General features: G+C 40.2%; 12 protein-coding genes, 1 tRNA gene, 1 pseudogene and 1 riboswitch. Of the genes and pseudogenes, 2 read left to right on the plus strand and 12 right to left on the minus strand.

Annotation, left to right across the window (positions count from 1 at the left end):
* Positions 1–700: 700 nt before the first annotated feature.
* From ddlA to rpsU, 5 genes are all read right to left on the minus strand, one after another.
* Positions 701–1,795 carry a D-alanine--D-alanine ligase gene (gene ddlA / locus FD729_RS03360; RefSeq protein WP_159931868.1) on the minus strand — a complete coding sequence of 365 codons (1,095 nt, stop codon included), beginning with the start codon at positions 1,793–1,795 and terminating at the stop codon, positions 701–703.
* A 318-nt stretch (positions 1,796–2,113) separates the two neighbouring features.
* Positions 2,114–2,186, minus strand: a tRNA-Ile gene (locus FD729_RS03365).
* 1,354 nt (positions 2,187–3,540) lie between these two features.
* Positions 3,541–5,370, minus strand: coding sequence for an RNA polymerase sigma factor RpoD (gene rpoD / locus FD729_RS03370; protein ID WP_159931869.1), 1,830 nt, complete (start codon positions 5,368–5,370; stop codon positions 3,541–3,543).
* Positions 5,371–5,651: 281 nt separating this feature from the next.
* Complete coding sequence (gene dnaG / locus FD729_RS03375) at positions 5,652–7,427, minus strand: DNA primase (RefSeq protein ID WP_159931870.1); 1,776 nt, start codon at positions 7,425–7,427, stop codon at positions 5,652–5,654.
* A 115-nt stretch (positions 7,428–7,542) separates the two neighbouring features.
* Positions 7,543–7,758, minus strand: coding sequence for a 30S ribosomal protein S21 (gene rpsU, locus FD729_RS03380; RefSeq protein ID WP_159931871.1), 216 nt, complete (start codon positions 7,756–7,758; stop codon positions 7,543–7,545).
* 308 nt (positions 7,759–8,066) lie between these two features.
* On the opposite strand from rpsU, the gene tsaD reads away from it, so the two are divergent.
* A complete protein-coding gene (gene tsaD, locus FD729_RS03385) occupies positions 8,067–9,083 on the plus strand; it encodes a tRNA (adenosine(37)-N6)-threonylcarbamoyltransferase complex transferase subunit TsaD (RefSeq protein ID WP_159931872.1) in 1,017 nt (338 codons plus the stop codon).
* 1,678 nt (positions 9,084–10,761) lie between these two features.
* Here tsaD and ribB read toward each other — a convergent pair.
* The gene (ribB, locus tag FD729_RS03390; RefSeq protein WP_159931873.1) at positions 10,762–11,436 is read right to left on the minus strand and encodes a 3,4-dihydroxy-2-butanone-4-phosphate synthase; all 675 of its coding nucleotides are present in this window, start codon (positions 11,434–11,436) and stop codon (positions 10,762–10,764) included.
* A gap of 111 nt (positions 11,437–11,547) precedes the next feature.
* Positions 11,548–11,695: riboswitch (FMN riboswitch) on the minus strand.
* Between the two features lie 370 nt (positions 11,696–12,065).
* Between ribB and FD729_RS03395 the strand changes: the two genes are divergently transcribed.
* Positions 12,066–12,407, plus strand: coding sequence for an accessory factor UbiK family protein (locus FD729_RS03395; RefSeq protein WP_159931874.1), 342 nt, complete (start codon positions 12,066–12,068; stop codon positions 12,405–12,407).
* Here FD729_RS03395 and hldE read toward each other — a convergent pair.
* The 6 genes and pseudogenes from hldE to FD729_RS03430 form a co-directional block, all read right to left on the minus strand.
* Positions 12,385–13,809 (minus strand): bifunctional D-glycero-beta-D-manno-heptose-7-phosphate kinase/D-glycero-beta-D-manno-heptose 1-phosphate adenylyltransferase HldE, encoded by a 1,425-nt coding sequence (gene hldE / locus FD729_RS03400; RefSeq protein WP_159931875.1) that lies wholly within the window; start codon positions 13,807–13,809, stop codon positions 12,385–12,387. The two genes, FD729_RS03395 and hldE, sit on opposite strands and share 23 nt — an antisense overlap.
* On the minus strand, positions 13,806–14,075 hold the full coding sequence (locus FD729_RS03405; RefSeq protein ID WP_159931876.1) for a hypothetical protein: 270 nt from the start codon (positions 14,073–14,075) through the stop codon (positions 13,806–13,808). Before FD729_RS03405 ends, hldE begins: the two co-directional genes overlap by 4 nt.
* Positions 14,063–14,215, minus strand: a complete 153-nt coding sequence (locus tag FD729_RS03410) for a hypothetical protein (protein WP_159931877.1) — start codon at positions 14,213–14,215, stop codon at positions 14,063–14,065. The genes FD729_RS03405 and FD729_RS03410 overlap by 13 nt, the downstream gene beginning before the upstream one ends.
* 342 nt (positions 14,216–14,557) lie before the next feature.
* Positions 14,558–14,839, minus strand: a pseudogene (locus FD729_RS05300) (hypothetical protein).
* Between the two features lie 231 nt (positions 14,840–15,070).
* A complete protein-coding gene (locus tag FD729_RS03425) occupies positions 15,071–15,244 on the minus strand; it encodes a hypothetical protein (protein WP_159931879.1) in 174 nt (57 codons plus the stop codon).
* Positions 15,245–15,671: 427 nt separating this feature from the next.
* Positions 15,672–15,851, minus strand: a complete 180-nt coding sequence (locus tag FD729_RS03430) for a hypothetical protein (protein ID WP_159931880.1) — start codon at positions 15,849–15,851, stop codon at positions 15,672–15,674.
* Between the last annotated feature and the right edge of the window lie 497 nt (positions 15,852–16,348).

Genomic DNA, 16,348 nt, shown 5'->3' on the forward strand with positions numbered 1-16,348 from the left:
AGGTAACACAACTTAGTCAACGGTTGATGATAATAGCTTTGAAATAATTTCAGCAGTTTAGTGAAATATTTGGTGCTGTCCTTGCCTATTTCTATTTTCTAGGACGTTTAAGAGAGTCACCTTAAATCCCTTTCCCATACTGACTAGTATAAGTTGTTTCTATACCAACTTTGCCACGATATGGGTAAGTAGGTTGTAGTGAATATTTTTACAAGACATCTAATACGCAAGTCACATAGCGTGTCGAGGAATACTGCTGGTCGGCAATATGATTGATTGATAGGGGCAGATAATCTAAATTTTTAACTCGTCTTATTATCTGTGGCGCTGCTATTGTATAGATAGTTTCATTAATTAAAAATATTAAGTTTATTAACTATTATTTAGCTAAGTTTATAAGATCTTATTAATATTCATTACAATAATAATTGTTGTTTCTTGGCGCTATCTTGATAGATTTTGTACTTCACTTTTATTGTTATTAAACCCTCTAATCTTTTTAGATTAACATGGATACAATACGCTCTTTGTATCAATGTGCTCCTTAAGCAAGATTTTCTGCCTAGTAGCTATAGTGTTCTAGGTTATATAAATACTTGGAAAAGGAGCTTTTTGAAGTGAGACAACATCAGGCCCTTCCTTCTGTTTGGAAGTCTTATGTTAACTTGAGACTTTCCTACATTGCCACGTTACACCATTTTTAAATGCTACTTTTTAATTGCATTTTTTGCTGATGACTCTCTAATGCTAGCTCTATCAGCCGGGTAATAAGGTTGCAACAACTGATCCCCCCGGCCTCCCATAGCTTGGGATACATGCTGATATCGGTAAATCCAGGCAATGTATTTATTTCGTTGACAAAAATCTTGTTTGCTTCGGTTAGAAAGAAGTCAACGCGTGCCATACCACTGCATTCTAGCTTTTGGAAAGCCTTTATTGCTATAGTGCGGATGAGATCGCTGGTTTGAGAATCAATGACCGCCGGTACCTGTATCTTCGCGCCAGTTTTACTAATATATTTAGTTTCGTAATTGTAAAAGGTATCGTGTACTATTACTTCTCCGCATGGGCTTGCATATGGCTCATCATTGCCTAGTATTGCACACTCGATTTCACGGCCTGTGATACATTTCTCAATAAGTACTTTGTGGTCAAAGGTAAAAGCGAGATCGAGCGCATGTTCAAACGCCTCCAATTTATCAACTTTGCTAATACCTACTGAAGATCCCTGATTTGCTGGTTTAATAAAAAGCGGTAAACCTAAGTGTGCAATTACCTCATATGCTTTAATAAGCGATCGTTTTTTTTTTGTTACGCTAATCCAGGGTGCAAGCTGTAATCCAGCATCACGTAGCAGACATTTAGTAAAATGTTTATCCATACTAACTGCTGAACTGAGTACCCCAGAACCAACAAAGGGTAGTGTAGTCATGCGTAATAGACCCTGTAATGATCCGTCTTCACCGAATGTTCCGTGCGCAACAGGAAAAATTACATCAAGCTGCGCTAGAGGACGGCCATTATAGCGGGCGATTACCTGGTTCTGCGTATCCCCTGGCACTAGTGCTAAGATTTCTCCAGAATAGTTAAGGGCTATAAGTGTTGGATTTTTTGCATTAGCTAAGAAGTTGGAAGAGTTATTAAGATGCCACTTTCCTTGTTTATCTATTCCTAATAGTACCGGTTCAAAACGCGTTTTATCGATAGCAGCCAAGATATTTTTTGCTGACTGTAATGAGACTTCATGTTCGACCGATTTACCGCCAAACACAATACCTACTCGCAGTTTTGTCATTACAATTTACCAGGAAAATATTGAAGATCTCATAGGATCACATAGCCCTATAACTGTCTTGCTTAAGAAAATAATCAGACTTAATGAAGCACAGTAGTGAGAAATTTACTACCGTAAAATAAGGTATCAGTACTGACATTGTATGATTTTCATTAATGTGATGTAAAAATTCGATTTAGGTATGGTAAATTTAGCTACGTGAGCATGTTTCTGTTGGAAACTTTAGTATTAGCAGTTTTTAACACAAATTAGATTAGTTTTTTTTAACTAAGGCGTCCTATTTTAGTTTCTTTTCTATAAGAAAAATAAAATATCCGATGGCCCCTGCTGGGTTTGAACCAGCGACCAAGCGATTATGAGTCGCCTGCTCTAACCACTGAGCTAAGGGGCCAGTCGGTCGCGAATTATAATATATCTTTTTAGGGAGATCTAGCACTCTTCCCCCTAAATACTAAATTTTTCTTAAAAAACTACCCAATTTTCTTCATTCTCTGAAAGAAAGCGCGTAAATAGATCTTCATATGAATTTACAAATTATCATAATATGATTTGAATCGTACTTTTGAATCTTAAATTCTAAATAATGCTAACAATACACTCCTAACTGACTTAATGATGAAGGTTAATGTTGTTTGGATGCGTCCAATATTAATATCCAGAAATTTTTTCTTCTTAGCAAGAAGACCTATCCCTTCTTGCGTTGTCCCAGATGTGGGCGATTTATTTTAAACAGGAACAGGCAGAGTATGAATGTTTCAAGAACAGTTTATTATTGTAGTCATTGCATTGATATTAATAATATTGTCTTGTTTTAGTTCCATGTCAAATAGAGTGAATAATTTGTAATCTAGTATTTGTTAGAAATTGCTTATCTGTGGAACGCTAATAGTTAGCTTATAATTAAGCTGATAAATTTTATCACTCTATAATTTTGATGTAGTTAATGTTACAAAGATCGAGAGCTTTATATGTAGAGCTGACATAGAATATAAGCGACGTATCAGTCGGTGTGTTGCCCATTGAAATTTTCGGCAAGTTTGTTATAGCATTTTTCTTTTTTGTTAAAAAATACTCTGGAATATTACTAGGTAATGAATGTGCTACATCAAGGTCTTTAAACAAGTATTTAACCATATTTTATAATAAAGTATAAAGGTATCTTCGTGGTATTAAAAGTTTAGTTCTGTATAAATGCCATTTTACTTAATTGTCATACTTATTTTACTGGATGAAAGCTTGAAGCTTATCAGCAATATTATAATTTTTTATAGGAGAAATTTCTGTTACTGTGTAATTAAATTCAACTTACTTTTCATGAAAAACTAATAAGTTTTCTTAGTTCCTGATAAAATGAATTGACAAAATAAAATTTGTTTAAGTGTTGTTTTTAACTGCACATTAGCTAAATGTGGAGTGCTACATGTGAGACATACAATATAAATCATTGGGTACTAGTAGTTTTTATATCCCGTAAATTTCAGATATTACAGTAACAATGAATTACTTTAAACATAATAGATAGGCCAGCCTCTGTGGGCGGCATATAGTAATTTGCTGTTATATGATTAAGCTGCTAATACAGCAAAAAAAGCGAGAATTTTTCGAGGTACTTACGATATACGTTCTATCCTATGTTGATTTTTTTTAAAAAACAATTAAAGGTAGTAAGCAGGTTACTTTATATATTATTTGACCTGCCTTACACTAAAAAGCCCGGAGTTCCGGGCTTTTTAGTGTAAGGCAGGTCAATCATCCAAGAAGCTACGTAGTACCTCTGAACGACTTGGGTGACGCAGCTTACGCAGCGCCTTAGCCTCAATCTGACGAATACGCTCACGCGTCACGTCGAACTGTTTACCTACTTCTTCTAGAGTATGGTCAGTATTCATATCGATCCCAAAACGCATTCGCAGAACTTTTGCTTCACGCACGGTAAGTCCCGCCAGGACAGTATGCGTTGCTGAACGTAAGCTTTCGGAAGTTGCAGAATCCAGTGGAAGCTCTAGAGTAGTATCTTCGATAAAATCGCCTAAATGAGAATCTTCGTCGTCACCGATTGGCGTTTCCATAGATATCGGTTCTTTCGCAATTTTAAGCACCTTACGAATTTTATCTTCTGGCATAAACATACGCTCAGCTAGTTCTTCCGGTGTTGGTTCACGGCCCATCTCCTGTAGCATCTGCCGAGAGATACGATTAAGCTTATTAATAGTTTCAATCATATGTACCGGAATACGAATTGTACGTGCTTGATCGGCTATAGAGCGGGTTATAGCCTGACGAATCCACCATGTTGCATAGGTTGAGAACTTGTATCCACGACGATATTCAAATTTATCAACTGCTTTCATCAGACCGATATTGCCTTCCTGAATCAAGTCAAGAAATTGCAGACCACGGTTGGTATATTTTTTCGCGATTGAAATCACTAGACGTAAGTTAGCTTCTACCATCTCTTTCTTTGCGCGGCGTGCTTTAGCTTCACCGATAGACATGCGACGATTGATATCTTTCGCTTGCCCGATAGTTAGGCCGGTTTCTTCTTCAATTTGATGTAACTTCTGTAAGCAACGCATCACATCTTCTTCAACCGCTTTCAACTTCTCTGACCAGAGTCTATTCATGTTCAAAGCGGTTTTAAACCAATTTTTACTGGTTTCACTGCCAGTAAACAACATAATGAAATTTTGCTTCGGCATTTTGCATCGTTCAACACACAGCTTCATAATAATACGCTCCTGTGTGCGCACGCGCTCCATCATTTCTCTCATATTGTTTACTAAATAGTCGAACTGCTTCGGTACTAAGCGAAACTGCTTAAAAACGTCAGAAAGATTTTGAATCTCTGTAATCGCATTAGAATGGCTGCGACCTTTGGTTTTGATGACATTCCGAGTAGTTTCATACTGTTTGCGTAATTCGACGAATTTTTCTCGAGCCAGCTCTGGATCGATAGAATTGTCATCTTCGGAGTTATCATCTTCATCTTCGTTATCATCATGGTGCTCTTCAGATAACCCCGAGCGAACGTGAGGAGGCGTAGGTGAGTAATCTTGTTCGGCGTTTGGGTCTACAAAACCAGTGATTAAATCAGATAAGCGAAATTCACTGGCTTCAACTTTATCATATTGGTCGAGTAGATAGGTAATAGCCTCTGGGTATTCCGCAACAGAACACTGTACTTGGTTGATACCCTCCTCAATACGCTTGGCAATATCTATCTCACCTTCACGCGTTAACAAATCAACGGTACCCATTTCGCGCATGTACATTCGTACTGGATCAGTAGTACGACCAATTTCAGATTCTACACTAGATAATACCTGAGCAGCTGCTTCTACAGCATCTTCATCTGTATCAGCACTATTTTCGTTTAGCATTAAATCATCAGCATCAGGGGCTTCTTCCACTACTTGAATCCCCATATCATTAATCATCTGGATGATGTCTTCGATCTGATCAGAGTCGACGATATCTTCCGGCAGATGGTCATTGACCTCAGCATAGGTCAGATAGCCTTGCTCCTTACCATGAGTGACAAGTAGCTTAAGCTGTGACTGCGAGTTTTGCTCCATAAGACGGTATCCACACTTCTGTTAATAGATGAGTGTCGGTCGGCAACAAGCCAACAAGAACAGTGAAGGTTTTATATTTTTGCCGCTGCCTTCATCGCGGCTAGGACTTTTGCCCATTACATATCAGCACTTAAGCCGATTGAGTTTTTTTAGGGTTGAGCTTCCTTAGCTTTTGCACTCTGAGCTTTATGTTCCCTTTTTACTTTATCTCATTGTAAAGCTCTAGTTTTCTGCGATGCGTACTAGAAATGGACAGGTTCAAACCACCCTTAAAGCATGCTTTAAGGGTGGTTTGAACCTGTCAAAATTCTATTTTTCGCTAACTTTTGACTTAATCTCCAGAATTCTCGACGTTCTTCGGTACTCAAACCATGAACGCGATCTCGTGCGACCAGCTCTTCTAGATGCTGTTCAAGTGCGAAGTTATAAATACTTGCTAACGAGTCGTGAAACACCGCTTCAATTTCCTCATCCACTATCATGTGGTTCCATGTGGCTAAAGTTTCAAGCACCTGACTGAAATTTGTTTCACGATATAACTCTAGTATCTGTCCGGTAGTCAATCCAGGATCCTTATTGCAATGGCCGATTAACTCAACAAATAATGGCAACCCCGCCATTTTTACCTCCGAAAGCCCATTAAACATCGGCACCAAATTCGAAAGCTGTGGATTCTGTACCAGTAGTGCCGTCAATACCTGTATATTGGTATGCTTTAACGTCGGAGCTATCCACTGCCCTTCACTGCTAATAGATTGATTCGGTATCAATTTTTCTAATTGGTGATCGTCAAGAATACCAATTTTATTACCCAGTTCCTGACGCATATATATGCGCAATATTACACCTGGAATCTGGTTAATCAGGGGTAGCACCAGCTTACTGAGGCGAGCTTTACCGTCGCAAGTACTCAGATCCACTTGTGGCAACAATGCATCAAATATAAAAGAGGTAAAAGGTATCGCCTGCTTAATTAGCTCTTCAAATACAGCTTTTCCTTTTTTACGTACCATGGTGTCTGGATCTTCGCCGTCAGGCAAAAACATAAAGCATAACCGACGTCCGTCATTCATATAAGGTAATGCGGTTTTTAGAGCACGCCAAGCAGCATATCGACCGGGGAGATCGCTATCATAGCAGCAAATTACGGTATTAGTGCTGCGAAATAAAAGCTGAATATGCTCAGCCGTAGTCGAAGTGCCTAATGAAGCTACTGCATAATCAATACCAAACTGTGCTAGTGCTACTACATCCATGTAACCTTCCACTAGCAACAGACGTACAAGCTGAGAATAACTCTTTTGAGCTTCATAAAGACCATAAAGTTGGCGACCTTTGTGAAAAATCGGAGTTTCCGGGGAATTTAAATACTTCGGCATACCGCTGCCTAGAATACGTCCGCCGAAACCAACTACACGTCCCCTTTTATCACGGATAGGAAACATGATACGAGCGCGGAAACGATCATAGGTGCGATCTTTATTATTAGAAACTAAAATACCGGCTTCCATTAGGGAAGCCCGATCCTCTGGATTTCCACCAAAATGCTTTACTACATTATCCCAGCCTGCTGGTGCAAAACCTATAGCAAAACGCTCAATTATCTCGGAGTTCAAGCCCCGAATGCTAAGATAGTCACGTGCCTCCTGCGACTGAGGCTTCTTTAGATTTTGTTGATAAAAATTCTTGACGTTCTCCATCAGCTGATATAGACTGTGGCGTTTGTAGTACTCCAGCTGGTTTAGTTCGCTACTTAATTCATAAGGCACTTCTAAGCCATTTTGTACAGCTAGCTCTTCGATGCTTTCAATAAATTCGAGTCGGTCGTATTTCATTAAGAAATCGATGGCATTACCGTGGGCACCACAGCCAAAACAATGATAGAACTGCTTTTCGGCGCTTACCGTAAAGGACGGAGATTTTTCACTGTGAAAGGGACAACACGCATGATAATTCTTACCCTGTTTCCTTAGCTTAACGCGGGTACTAATAAGATCCACGATGTCTGTGCGAGCAACCAGGCTTTTAATGAACATGCGTGGAATTTTTCCAGCCATAGACTCCCATTTTTAGAGTGAAAACAACATCAGTCCTTGGCCTCTTACTAAGGACGTAGTACCCATTATAGCTAGCTAACTCTAGCTGTGTTAGTAGTAAATGGCTATGGAAAACTTAATACAACCTAGTACGGCGTGCGTTTTCACGGGCCAGTTTCTTAGTGTGCCTTTTAACTGCAGAAGCTTTAGCACGCTTACGTTCTGTGGTAGGTTTTTCGTAAAATTCACGACGACGCACCTCAGCCAAAACGCCCGCTTTCTCACAGGAGCGCTTAAAGCGCCGTAGTGCTACATCGAACGGTTCATTTTCACGTACTTTAATTACCGGCATGTATAAATCTTCTCTTGTTATCTTGATAGAATTCTGGGTTTGTTGCTTATCTTACTGCCAGACGTTCACTTCTGGTGAAACGGCATTCTAATATAGCTCAGTTTATAAAACAACAGTATGGAAAATTAAGAGCTAGCAAAAAAAGTTTTGCTGCTCACAAAGATGTTGTTTGATTTTTCACAATTAGGAAAGAGTAGCATAATCTTTATGTGTTGCACAATTATTTTTTTTAGACAAAAAGAATCAACACGAAAATTAGTGCTATGCTAAAATGCAACTCATGAAATAATAATCAGTCAATAGGCGTTATGCGAGTCCTTGGAATTGAAACATCCTGCGATGAAACAGGTATCGCAGTATATGATGATGAAGCAGGCTTACTATCTAATCAACTTTATAGCCAAATAAAATTGCATGCTGATTATGGAGGTGTGGTGCCGGAACTAGCGGCACGTGATCACGTGCGAAATACCGTTCCTTTAATCCAGAAGGCACTAAAAGAAACTGATATGCATTTGCAGCACAAAATCGATGCAGTCGCTTATACCGCAGGTCCAGGGTTGGTTAGTGCCCTTCTGGTTGGGGCCACTATAGGTCGTGCGCTCGCATTTGCGTGGAAAGTACCCGCCATTCCTGTACATCATATGGAAGGTCATCTACTCACACCTATGCTAGAAAAAGAGCCACCGGAGTTTCCTTTTGTGGTGCTGCTAGTATCGGGAGGTCATACCCAGCTACTTAGCGCTACTGGAATTGGCAAATATATACTATTGGGTGAGTCTATTGATGACGCGGCAGGAGAAGCTTTCGATAAAACTGCCAATCTTCTAGGTTTAGACTATCCAGGTGGTTCAATGCTATCAAAAATAGCGCAACAAGGTATTACCGGGCGTTTCACATTTCCACGTCCAATGATCGATCGTCCAGGATTAGACTTTAGTTTTGCAGGTCTGAAAACTTTTGCAGCTAAAACTATTCGTGAAAATGCAGATGACGCTCAGACTCTCGCTGATATTGCAAGAGCTTTTGAGGATGCATTAGTAGATACTCTAATGATTAAATGTAAACGTGCACTAGAACAAACGGGCCTTAAACGATTAGTAGTTGCAGGCGGAGTGAGCGCTAATTTCAAATTGCGCGAGTGTATATCACGGATGATGCAAGAACGCAGCAGTAAAGTATTCTATGCACGCCCGGAGTTTTGTACTGACAACGGAGCCATGATCGCCTATGCAGGCATGGCTCGCCTAAAAGGTGGTGCTCGAGGTGAATTAGCAATCAACGTACGGCCCCGTTGGCCTCTAGAAGAATTGCCTGCTATCTAATGCATGGATAGCGGTATCGTTGGCTTTCCTAATAATATCTAATACCTTTTTGACTTTATTTTAAGGCACTGCAAGCTTTGTATATTATCGTGATACAATAGTAAAATCGTGCTTGACAATATCAAATGTAGACAAAGCGCACTATTATAGTGTCAACTACTAAAGGTAGGACGTTGTAGACAGCTGGCTAAATAACTGCCAGTTACTTAGCCAGCTGTCTACAACGTAGTTCAATTCTATCAGCTCTAGAAAATTCTACTAATTCATATAATTGCGCTTAGCACATATCGAAAGATATGTCATAAGCAAGCTATGATAGCGTTAAAGTATGCTTTTATACTAAAATAATATAGATGCTTCTATTAGTAATAACGAAAGTGAATTATTCTATTGGTACGCTAAATGGGCATATACAGCAGGTGCTGAACAATAAGGTTAGAAATGAAATACCTACCTCATCAGTAACTCCATGACGCCTAAGAGTATTATGAGTATCGACAATAGTTCTCAATAGCCATTCTATGGGATGGCGGGAAGCTGCTTTGTTGGTAAGTTTACAAAACTAAAAGACTTTCCTTACAGGAACCTTAGACAAAGTTTTTAACGCCGGTGCAATTGGTAACCAATACATAAGGTGATCTACTAATGTAGAGAAGCAATTTTTGTGATATTGAGGTATCACCGGTATCGATGTGCCTCGTACATCAGTTCTCGTCCACTGCTAATAAGTGATTTAATGAGACATACGTTATAATCAACTAAATTAAGGATTATTACTGATAATTTATGAAATTTTCTTGGCTTTAATAGATTTTATTATCCTGTTGTATACAGTAACCAGCGTTGGTCCTCTTTATGTATATCCAGCAGATGTACTAGAGCATAGGCAAAAATTACCCGGAAGCTAGACTCAACCACTTTTATTATGATACACGATGCTCTAACCAGTGAATCGTGCTGATGCTTTGATAGTTTACAGGGCTATCCTTACACATACCCTCACAAGCTAGTATCTGAGAACATCTTTTACTAGTTTTGTTTGGCAACCCATAGATACTACCTTCGTAGTAGATGAACAGTTTCTTGCTTTGTTTAAAGGATATACGCTTTCTACATCATACCTGCATAAGCTACTCTCTAGTATATCATAGAGTACATAAAGTATATTTTTATAGTACCCCATAAGTTATGAGAAATAGTCTGTATCCAAAATAAAGCGAAATTCAAGTAGACAAATTCAGCGCGGAACACTAAGTGTCGAATAACACTTACGAAAAATCGTTAGAGTTATAAATGGTACGATGATCCTCTATCTCTTTCGCTTCCCCAAGTTATTCCATCTTTATCCGTATGCAAGGTTAAAATAGACATATAAGGGCGTGGAAAACACCTCGTACCAATTATGAACGGAAGGCCTAAGTATAAACTTGCTTTTTCTCTATACTACAACAGTGAATAAGAAAGATTAACACTACTAAGTAGTAGTTCAACAATTTCGAAGAGATTATTTTACCAAAAATCACTTCATGTTTCGTAGACTTTTATCGTTCCTCCAAGTTAGAGCTTACAACACGGCATAAAATTAATAGAAACAACCCTGGCACTGATATGATTGGACGACTGATGTTATTAAATGTTAACTAACAATAAATGGCTTAATATGTAACATGTTTCTTGTTTACCAGTCAATCAGTTCAGCAGGCCTGTTGTTTTCGTGTGAACTACGATTATATATCACTAAATCTTCAATTGTAACGACTGGCATATTGTTTACTTTAGCGAAAATAATGGTTTCCAGTGTGTGTGCCATACTGCCGTCGTCATTGGTCAGTTCGCAAAGCACACCGGCAGGCTTAAAGCCTGCCAGTGTAACTAGATCAATAGTAGCTTCAGTGTGTCCACTGCGCGTTAATACACCACCATCGCGTGCTAACAGCGGGAATACGTGACCCGGGCGATTGAGATCTTTGGGCTCAGCATTATTAGCAATTGCCGCACGAATGGTGGTTATACGATCTTTAGCCGATACCCCTGTAGTGACACCTTCGGCAGCTTCAATTGTTACTGTAAAACCAGTGCCGTAGGCGCTAGTATTGTTTTCTACCATCATCGGTAGCGCGAGTTGTTGACGGCGCTCTTCAGTAATGCAGAGACAGACAATACCACTACCGTGGCGAATCGTCAGTGCCATCTGCTCTACAGTCATAGTTTCCGCAGCAAAAATTATATCCCCTTCATTTTCTCGATTTTCATCGTCGAGCACCATGACTCCATGTCCCCTGCGGAGAGCAAAAACAGCACGTTCTACACGCTGTTCCGGTGTGCCAAATTCAGAAAGAAGAGTCTGATTCATGGTAATAAAAGCCTTATAAAATATATGAGCTACCAGAATCAGGGCGAGCTTAGGAGTAATGCCTAATAAGAACATGGTAATAACGCAAAGCAGGCGTAGCCCGGCAGATGCCGTTACCCTCTCCCATCCGGACTCTAACCGTCGGCTCCGGAATTACACCGGATCTGCTGACCTTCCTATTACCGGGAAGCGCTCGCGGGCTTGCAGCTATTGCTGATTTACCGCCGGTGGGGAGTTTCGCCCCGCCCTGAGAATAATTTAACCAACTATAGCGCTCATCTACGGGTCTGGCAATCAAAAAACCACCAATTCTTTTATACTTTAGGTTGTCTTCGAAGCTTTGGTAAAAAGATTAGTTGATTAAAAACAAGATTATTTTATATCATGAAGGATGTTGGTCAGTAAAGCGTGCAAAGATACCTTTTTTTTATTTGTCCCCATGCTATGTTATGTTATTGGCGTAAGTGAGTCGTTAATAATTCCCACATGTTTTTACCTCTTATATTACGCCGATTTTGAGTGTAACCTTTTGTTTTAAAAATGATACTACATCATCATTATGAGGGTACTACACCCTATTAGGGTGTAGTACCCTGTTGTCATCAGTAATTCAAAATCAGGAAATGATAATGATTGATACGAAAAAAATTGCACAAATTGCGCGGCAATTGCAGGAGGCAATGCCGAAAGGAATTCGTGAATTTAGCGATGATATCGAAAAGAAAATCCGCCAAGGTATTCAAGCTCAGCTGATTGGTATGAATTTAGTGAATCGCGAGGAGTTTGACGTGCAAACACAGGTTTTACTACACACTCGTGAAAAACTAGAAGCAGTAGAGCAACGCCTTGCGCATCTAGAAGGCCGGCTGCCGTCTACACCGGCCCCTGCCGTAGTTACTGGTCAGGTCCGTGCTGATACCAGCAAGTCACAATCGCCCGATATTATAGCTATTCGCCGCGGATCTTTTTAAGAATATTTGTGGTAGAAATTCCGTCTTTAAAGTTAAGTATTTGCACATCACCACCATGTGCAAGTACTTCTGTACTACCCTGAATTTCTTCCGGTTTGTAATCGCCGCCTTTTACAAGAAGATCGGGCAGAATAACTGAGATAATACGCTGTGGCGTGTCTTCTTCGAATTTAACTACCCAATCTACTGCTTCCAGAGCACCTAAAACGATCATACGATTCACTAGCGTATTAATCGGACGGCCGCATCCCTTTAGACGCTTTGTTGAAGAATCACTATTAACCGCTACGATCAGACGATCTCCCATCTTGCTCGCGTTAGCTAAGTAAGAGACATGTCCTGCATGTAAGATATCAAAAACACCATTTGTCATTACTATTTTTTCGCCTCGCTGACGTGCCTTCTCTACAGCGATTTTCAATTGCCCTTCATTCATAATACCAAAACCTTCGTCCGAACGCCCATGAATTGCACTCTCCAGCTCAACCGTACTAACAGTAGATGTTCCTAGTTTACCTACCACTATACCCGCGGCAGCATTTGCCATAAAGCAGGCCTCCTCGAATGAAGAGCTAGCAGCTAGTGCAGCAGCCAAAACACCAATCACAGTATCACCTGCGCCAGTCACATCAAAGACTTCCTGTGCTTGTGTTGGTAGATGCAGCGGTACTTTGCCAGACTGAAGCAGCGTCATGCCATTTTCAGAACGCGTTATAAGCAATGCTGAAAATTCATAATTAGTCATCAGATGCATACCGCGACTCACAATCTCCTCTTCGTTTTTGCATTTTCCCACCACTGCTTCGAGCTCCCAAATATTTGGTGTTAGTAGAGTTGCGCCACGATAACGCTCAAAGTCAGTGCCTTTAGGATCGACTAACACGGGCACCTTAGCCTCACATGCCAAACGAATCATAGTCTGCACGCTGGAGAGCGCACCTTTCGCATAGTCAGAAAACACTAATACGCCTGTCCTTTCCAGTGATTGAGATAGGAGTTGATGAATTGCTTCTCGATTAACTTGTTTAAAATCCTCTTCAAAATCAAGACGAATTAGCTGTTGGTTACGCGATAACACACGCAGCTTAGTGATAGTAGGATGAGTTTTAACCGTAATAAAGTCACACTGGACATTAACTTTTTTCAACATTTCGCACAGCACACGCGCTACTTCATCTTCGCCAGTTAATCCGATAAGCCGGCAAGATACACCCAATGATGCGATATTCATCGCTACGTTTGCTGCTCCACCCGGACGCTCTTCGATAGTATCCACTTTCACTATCGGTACTGATGCTTCAGGAGAGATACGGTTAGTTGGACCATACCAATAGCGATCTAACATCACATCACCTACAACTAGCACCGAAGCCTGGTCGAACGCAGGCAAGGTAATTTTCATACCAGAGACTCCAGACTGTAGTAAAAAAATACTGCGTAGATAATAACATCAATATAATCCATTCTATGGACAGACAGTTCAAGAGATAGCGAAGATACCAACCAACCAACCAATGCTGCCAGCTTGATACAACTGTTACGCGTTCTTTCTGCAGAAAAAATTTCCGGTGTGACGTAGCTAGGAAGTCCCTTCAATACCAGATAATGCAACTTATCACGTAGCACGACATAGGCACGTACCAAATCCTGTGCTTCTAGTTGAAACATTTTATCATAGCATAGCGAGCTACTAACTTGAAAATACGCACATTATACGAGCAGCATGTCAGTTCAAGTTGTTCATCAACATAACGCAAGACAAGATATTGTGCGATCAATGCAATATCAGTAATACCGCCTTCGTCCATTTTAATGTCCTAACTCCCTTTATGTCTTTTGCCTAGATACACACGCATTTTCTCTCGCATTGCGCGTACATTTTTTTACAATACTCCCGTCGCTCGAGGCATACTAATAATTTACGGCGAATGGTATTGAAAAGACTGACTAAATCCTCATCACCAAATACTACACAGGCGTGAACCAACGTTTCATGTTCCTAGGTCCAAGCTTCATGGCACTGATAATTTTAAAGGAGTCAAAAGTGGTGACGAGCATGCCGGTTTCTCCAGAAAGCCGTATCCTGCTGCTGCATCTACTTTATAAAGCACACCTGACACAGTACATGTATTAAAAAGCTATACAATGTACTATGCTAGACGAAGATAAAACCGACGACCGTCAATGCTACGCTTGCCGTCAGGTACTAAATCTACTGGACAGTCATGTAAAAATATAAGATCGAGATCAGAGCTATAGCCTAACTCCCAGGCACCTATCTTACCATAGCCCAATACCAAGAAACTGTTTTCTACCTTCTCTTACAGATGTCCTGGCCGTCCGTAACGTTGTAGCATCATACGCTATGAGTGTTGAACGACTGATTCGATAATTATTTCCGTCAGCCAAGTTAAGTGATCGCTTATTTCCATTACCGGTGGTAAGATGCTCACAATATCTGCCGTCGTAATTCGCAGTAGCTGCGTTTGTTTGAATTAACACGATAGATATTTCAAGTTGTTGCTCATCATCATCAAAGGGAAGACGTATTAAATACTGGCACAACTCGTTACTATAAGCGTCAATAACAGGGGGTTGATAGAAAATGGTGGTATCGAGTAACTTATCCGGTATTATCGGATAGTTATCCAACTGATTGGCGATCATTTGATGATCGCTATACACATACGGATCAAATGATGCAGTGCTTCGTGATATTTAATAAGCAGTTCAAGATAAATATTACATTTTAGTAGACCTAGCAGTAGAGGAACAAGACGACTAAAGATCACTAAGATATCATCACGAAAGCATACTTCACTCATCAGCAACGGCATCAGCTAATTATCACTAGTCGTCCTCGCGGACCGCTGGCGCGGAAATTGATATCGTGTTGAAAATCCGCTAGAACTCATTTTAATATCTGCCGCTGCTTATTAATTAACTGTGGTGATACTGTGGTGATAAAAGTGCCAGTTCCTCTATTCGTACCACATGCCTCTGAACTCGCCTCACTTAGGCTAGTGTCTAATTAACGGAATTTCTCGGCTGATCAGTTCGTTAAAAATAACGTGCACTGATGCCATATGATTCTCAAGCCACGTTATTAAAAATGGTCCAACTTTCCGAACTCACACCATTACTCATACAAGAAGCCCAATACAGTATACTGTATCACTTCTTGGCATCTTCTAAATCTGTTCGTTGCCAATACCTTGTAGTAGATTTTCTAGACAGCGTAGAAAATGTAGGTTTTTCATATCGCTACGGCTGTTCCAAGTTTGATTTTTTTACCCAGTGAGCACCGCTGTACTTCGCCGTGCTCGTATTCTGTAGTACCTGAATCGAGCTAAAATCGATATAATGGCAGTATAGATGAACAGACTCGGCATTAGATATATCTATTGCCTCCGGAGATCCTGAGCGTCGTTGCCCATCAAACATAATTTAATATCGAGTAACGTTTCCATTCACAACTCTGTTCTTGGTAATCGTCTTCTAGTGTGGTGAAAAACACTGAATCCAAGCAATTTGCACTAACATGCGGTAACGAAAGAGACGCAGTACACGTATCAGTGACATCTCGCTATCCACCGTAACTATCTCTTAATTGAAATAGTACGCATATCGCCGTCACTCATCCAGCTATGGCAGCTGCTTCTTAATTACCAGCCACCATTCAGGGTGCTGTTGCAACTTTTTAACAATGAGTTCACTAATCTATTACCACCAGATAGTATCAAATGTTCACTAGATTTTGAAGAAATGGTGCAAAAACTTCACATATAAATATTTGTAATCTCTTCCAGATGGAAAGTTTCGAATAATAATTCACTGCTCGCTATTAAATATTAATAGCTCTCTAAACGAAAATATCCGAATTAATGCCTTCAAAAGCACTCATCCTCTGGAACACTGTTCGGCCGGTCTGCAAAATCGCA

It is taken from the genome of Pantoea sp. Nvir, assembly GCF_009829915.1.
Taxonomy (GTDB): Bacteria; Pseudomonadota; Gammaproteobacteria; order Enterobacterales; family Enterobacteriaceae; genus Pantoea.

What these genes read in the sequence shown, in the direction of transcription:
- ddlA (WP_159931868.1), bottom strand. Translation starts at nt 1,795, where the DNA reads ATGACAAAACTGCGAGTAGGTATTGTGTTTGGCGGTAAATCGGTCGAA.
- rpoD (WP_159931869.1), bottom strand. Translation starts at nt 5,370, where the DNA reads ATGGAGCAAAACTCGCAGTCACAGCTTAAGCTACTTGTCACTCATGGT.
- dnaG (WP_159931870.1), bottom strand. Translation starts at nt 7,427, where the DNA reads ATGGCTGGAAAAATTCCACGCATGTTCATTAAAAGCCTGGTTGCTCGC.
- rpsU (WP_159931871.1), bottom strand. Translation starts at nt 7,758, where the DNA reads ATGCCGGTAATTAAAGTACGTGAAAATGAACCGTTCGATGTAGCACTA.
- tsaD (WP_159931872.1), top strand. Translation starts at nt 8,067, where the DNA reads ATGCGAGTCCTTGGAATTGAAACATCCTGCGATGAAACAGGTATCGCA.
- ribB (WP_159931873.1), bottom strand. Translation starts at nt 11,436, where the DNA reads ATGAATCAGACTCTTCTTTCTGAATTTGGCACACCGGAACAGCGTGTA.
- FD729_RS03395 (WP_159931874.1), top strand. Translation starts at nt 12,066, where the DNA reads ATGATTGATACGAAAAAAATTGCACAAATTGCGCGGCAATTGCAGGAG.
- hldE (WP_159931875.1), bottom strand. Translation starts at nt 13,809, where the DNA reads ATGAAAATTACCTTGCCTGCGTTCGACCAGGCTTCGGTGCTAGTTGTA.
- FD729_RS03405 (WP_159931876.1), bottom strand. Translation starts at nt 14,075, where the DNA reads ATGTTTCAACTAGAAGCACAGGATTTGGTACGTGCCTATGTCGTGCTA.
- FD729_RS03410 (WP_159931877.1), bottom strand. Translation starts at nt 14,215, where the DNA reads ATGGACGAAGGCGGTATTACTGATATTGCATTGATCGCACAATATCTT.
- FD729_RS03425 (WP_159931879.1), bottom strand. Translation starts at nt 15,244, where the DNA reads ATGCCGTTGCTGATGAGTGAAGTATGCTTTCGTGATGATATCTTAGTG.
- FD729_RS03430 (WP_159931880.1), bottom strand. Translation starts at nt 15,851, where the DNA reads ATGTTTGATGGGCAACGACGCTCAGGATCTCCGGAGGCAATAGATATA.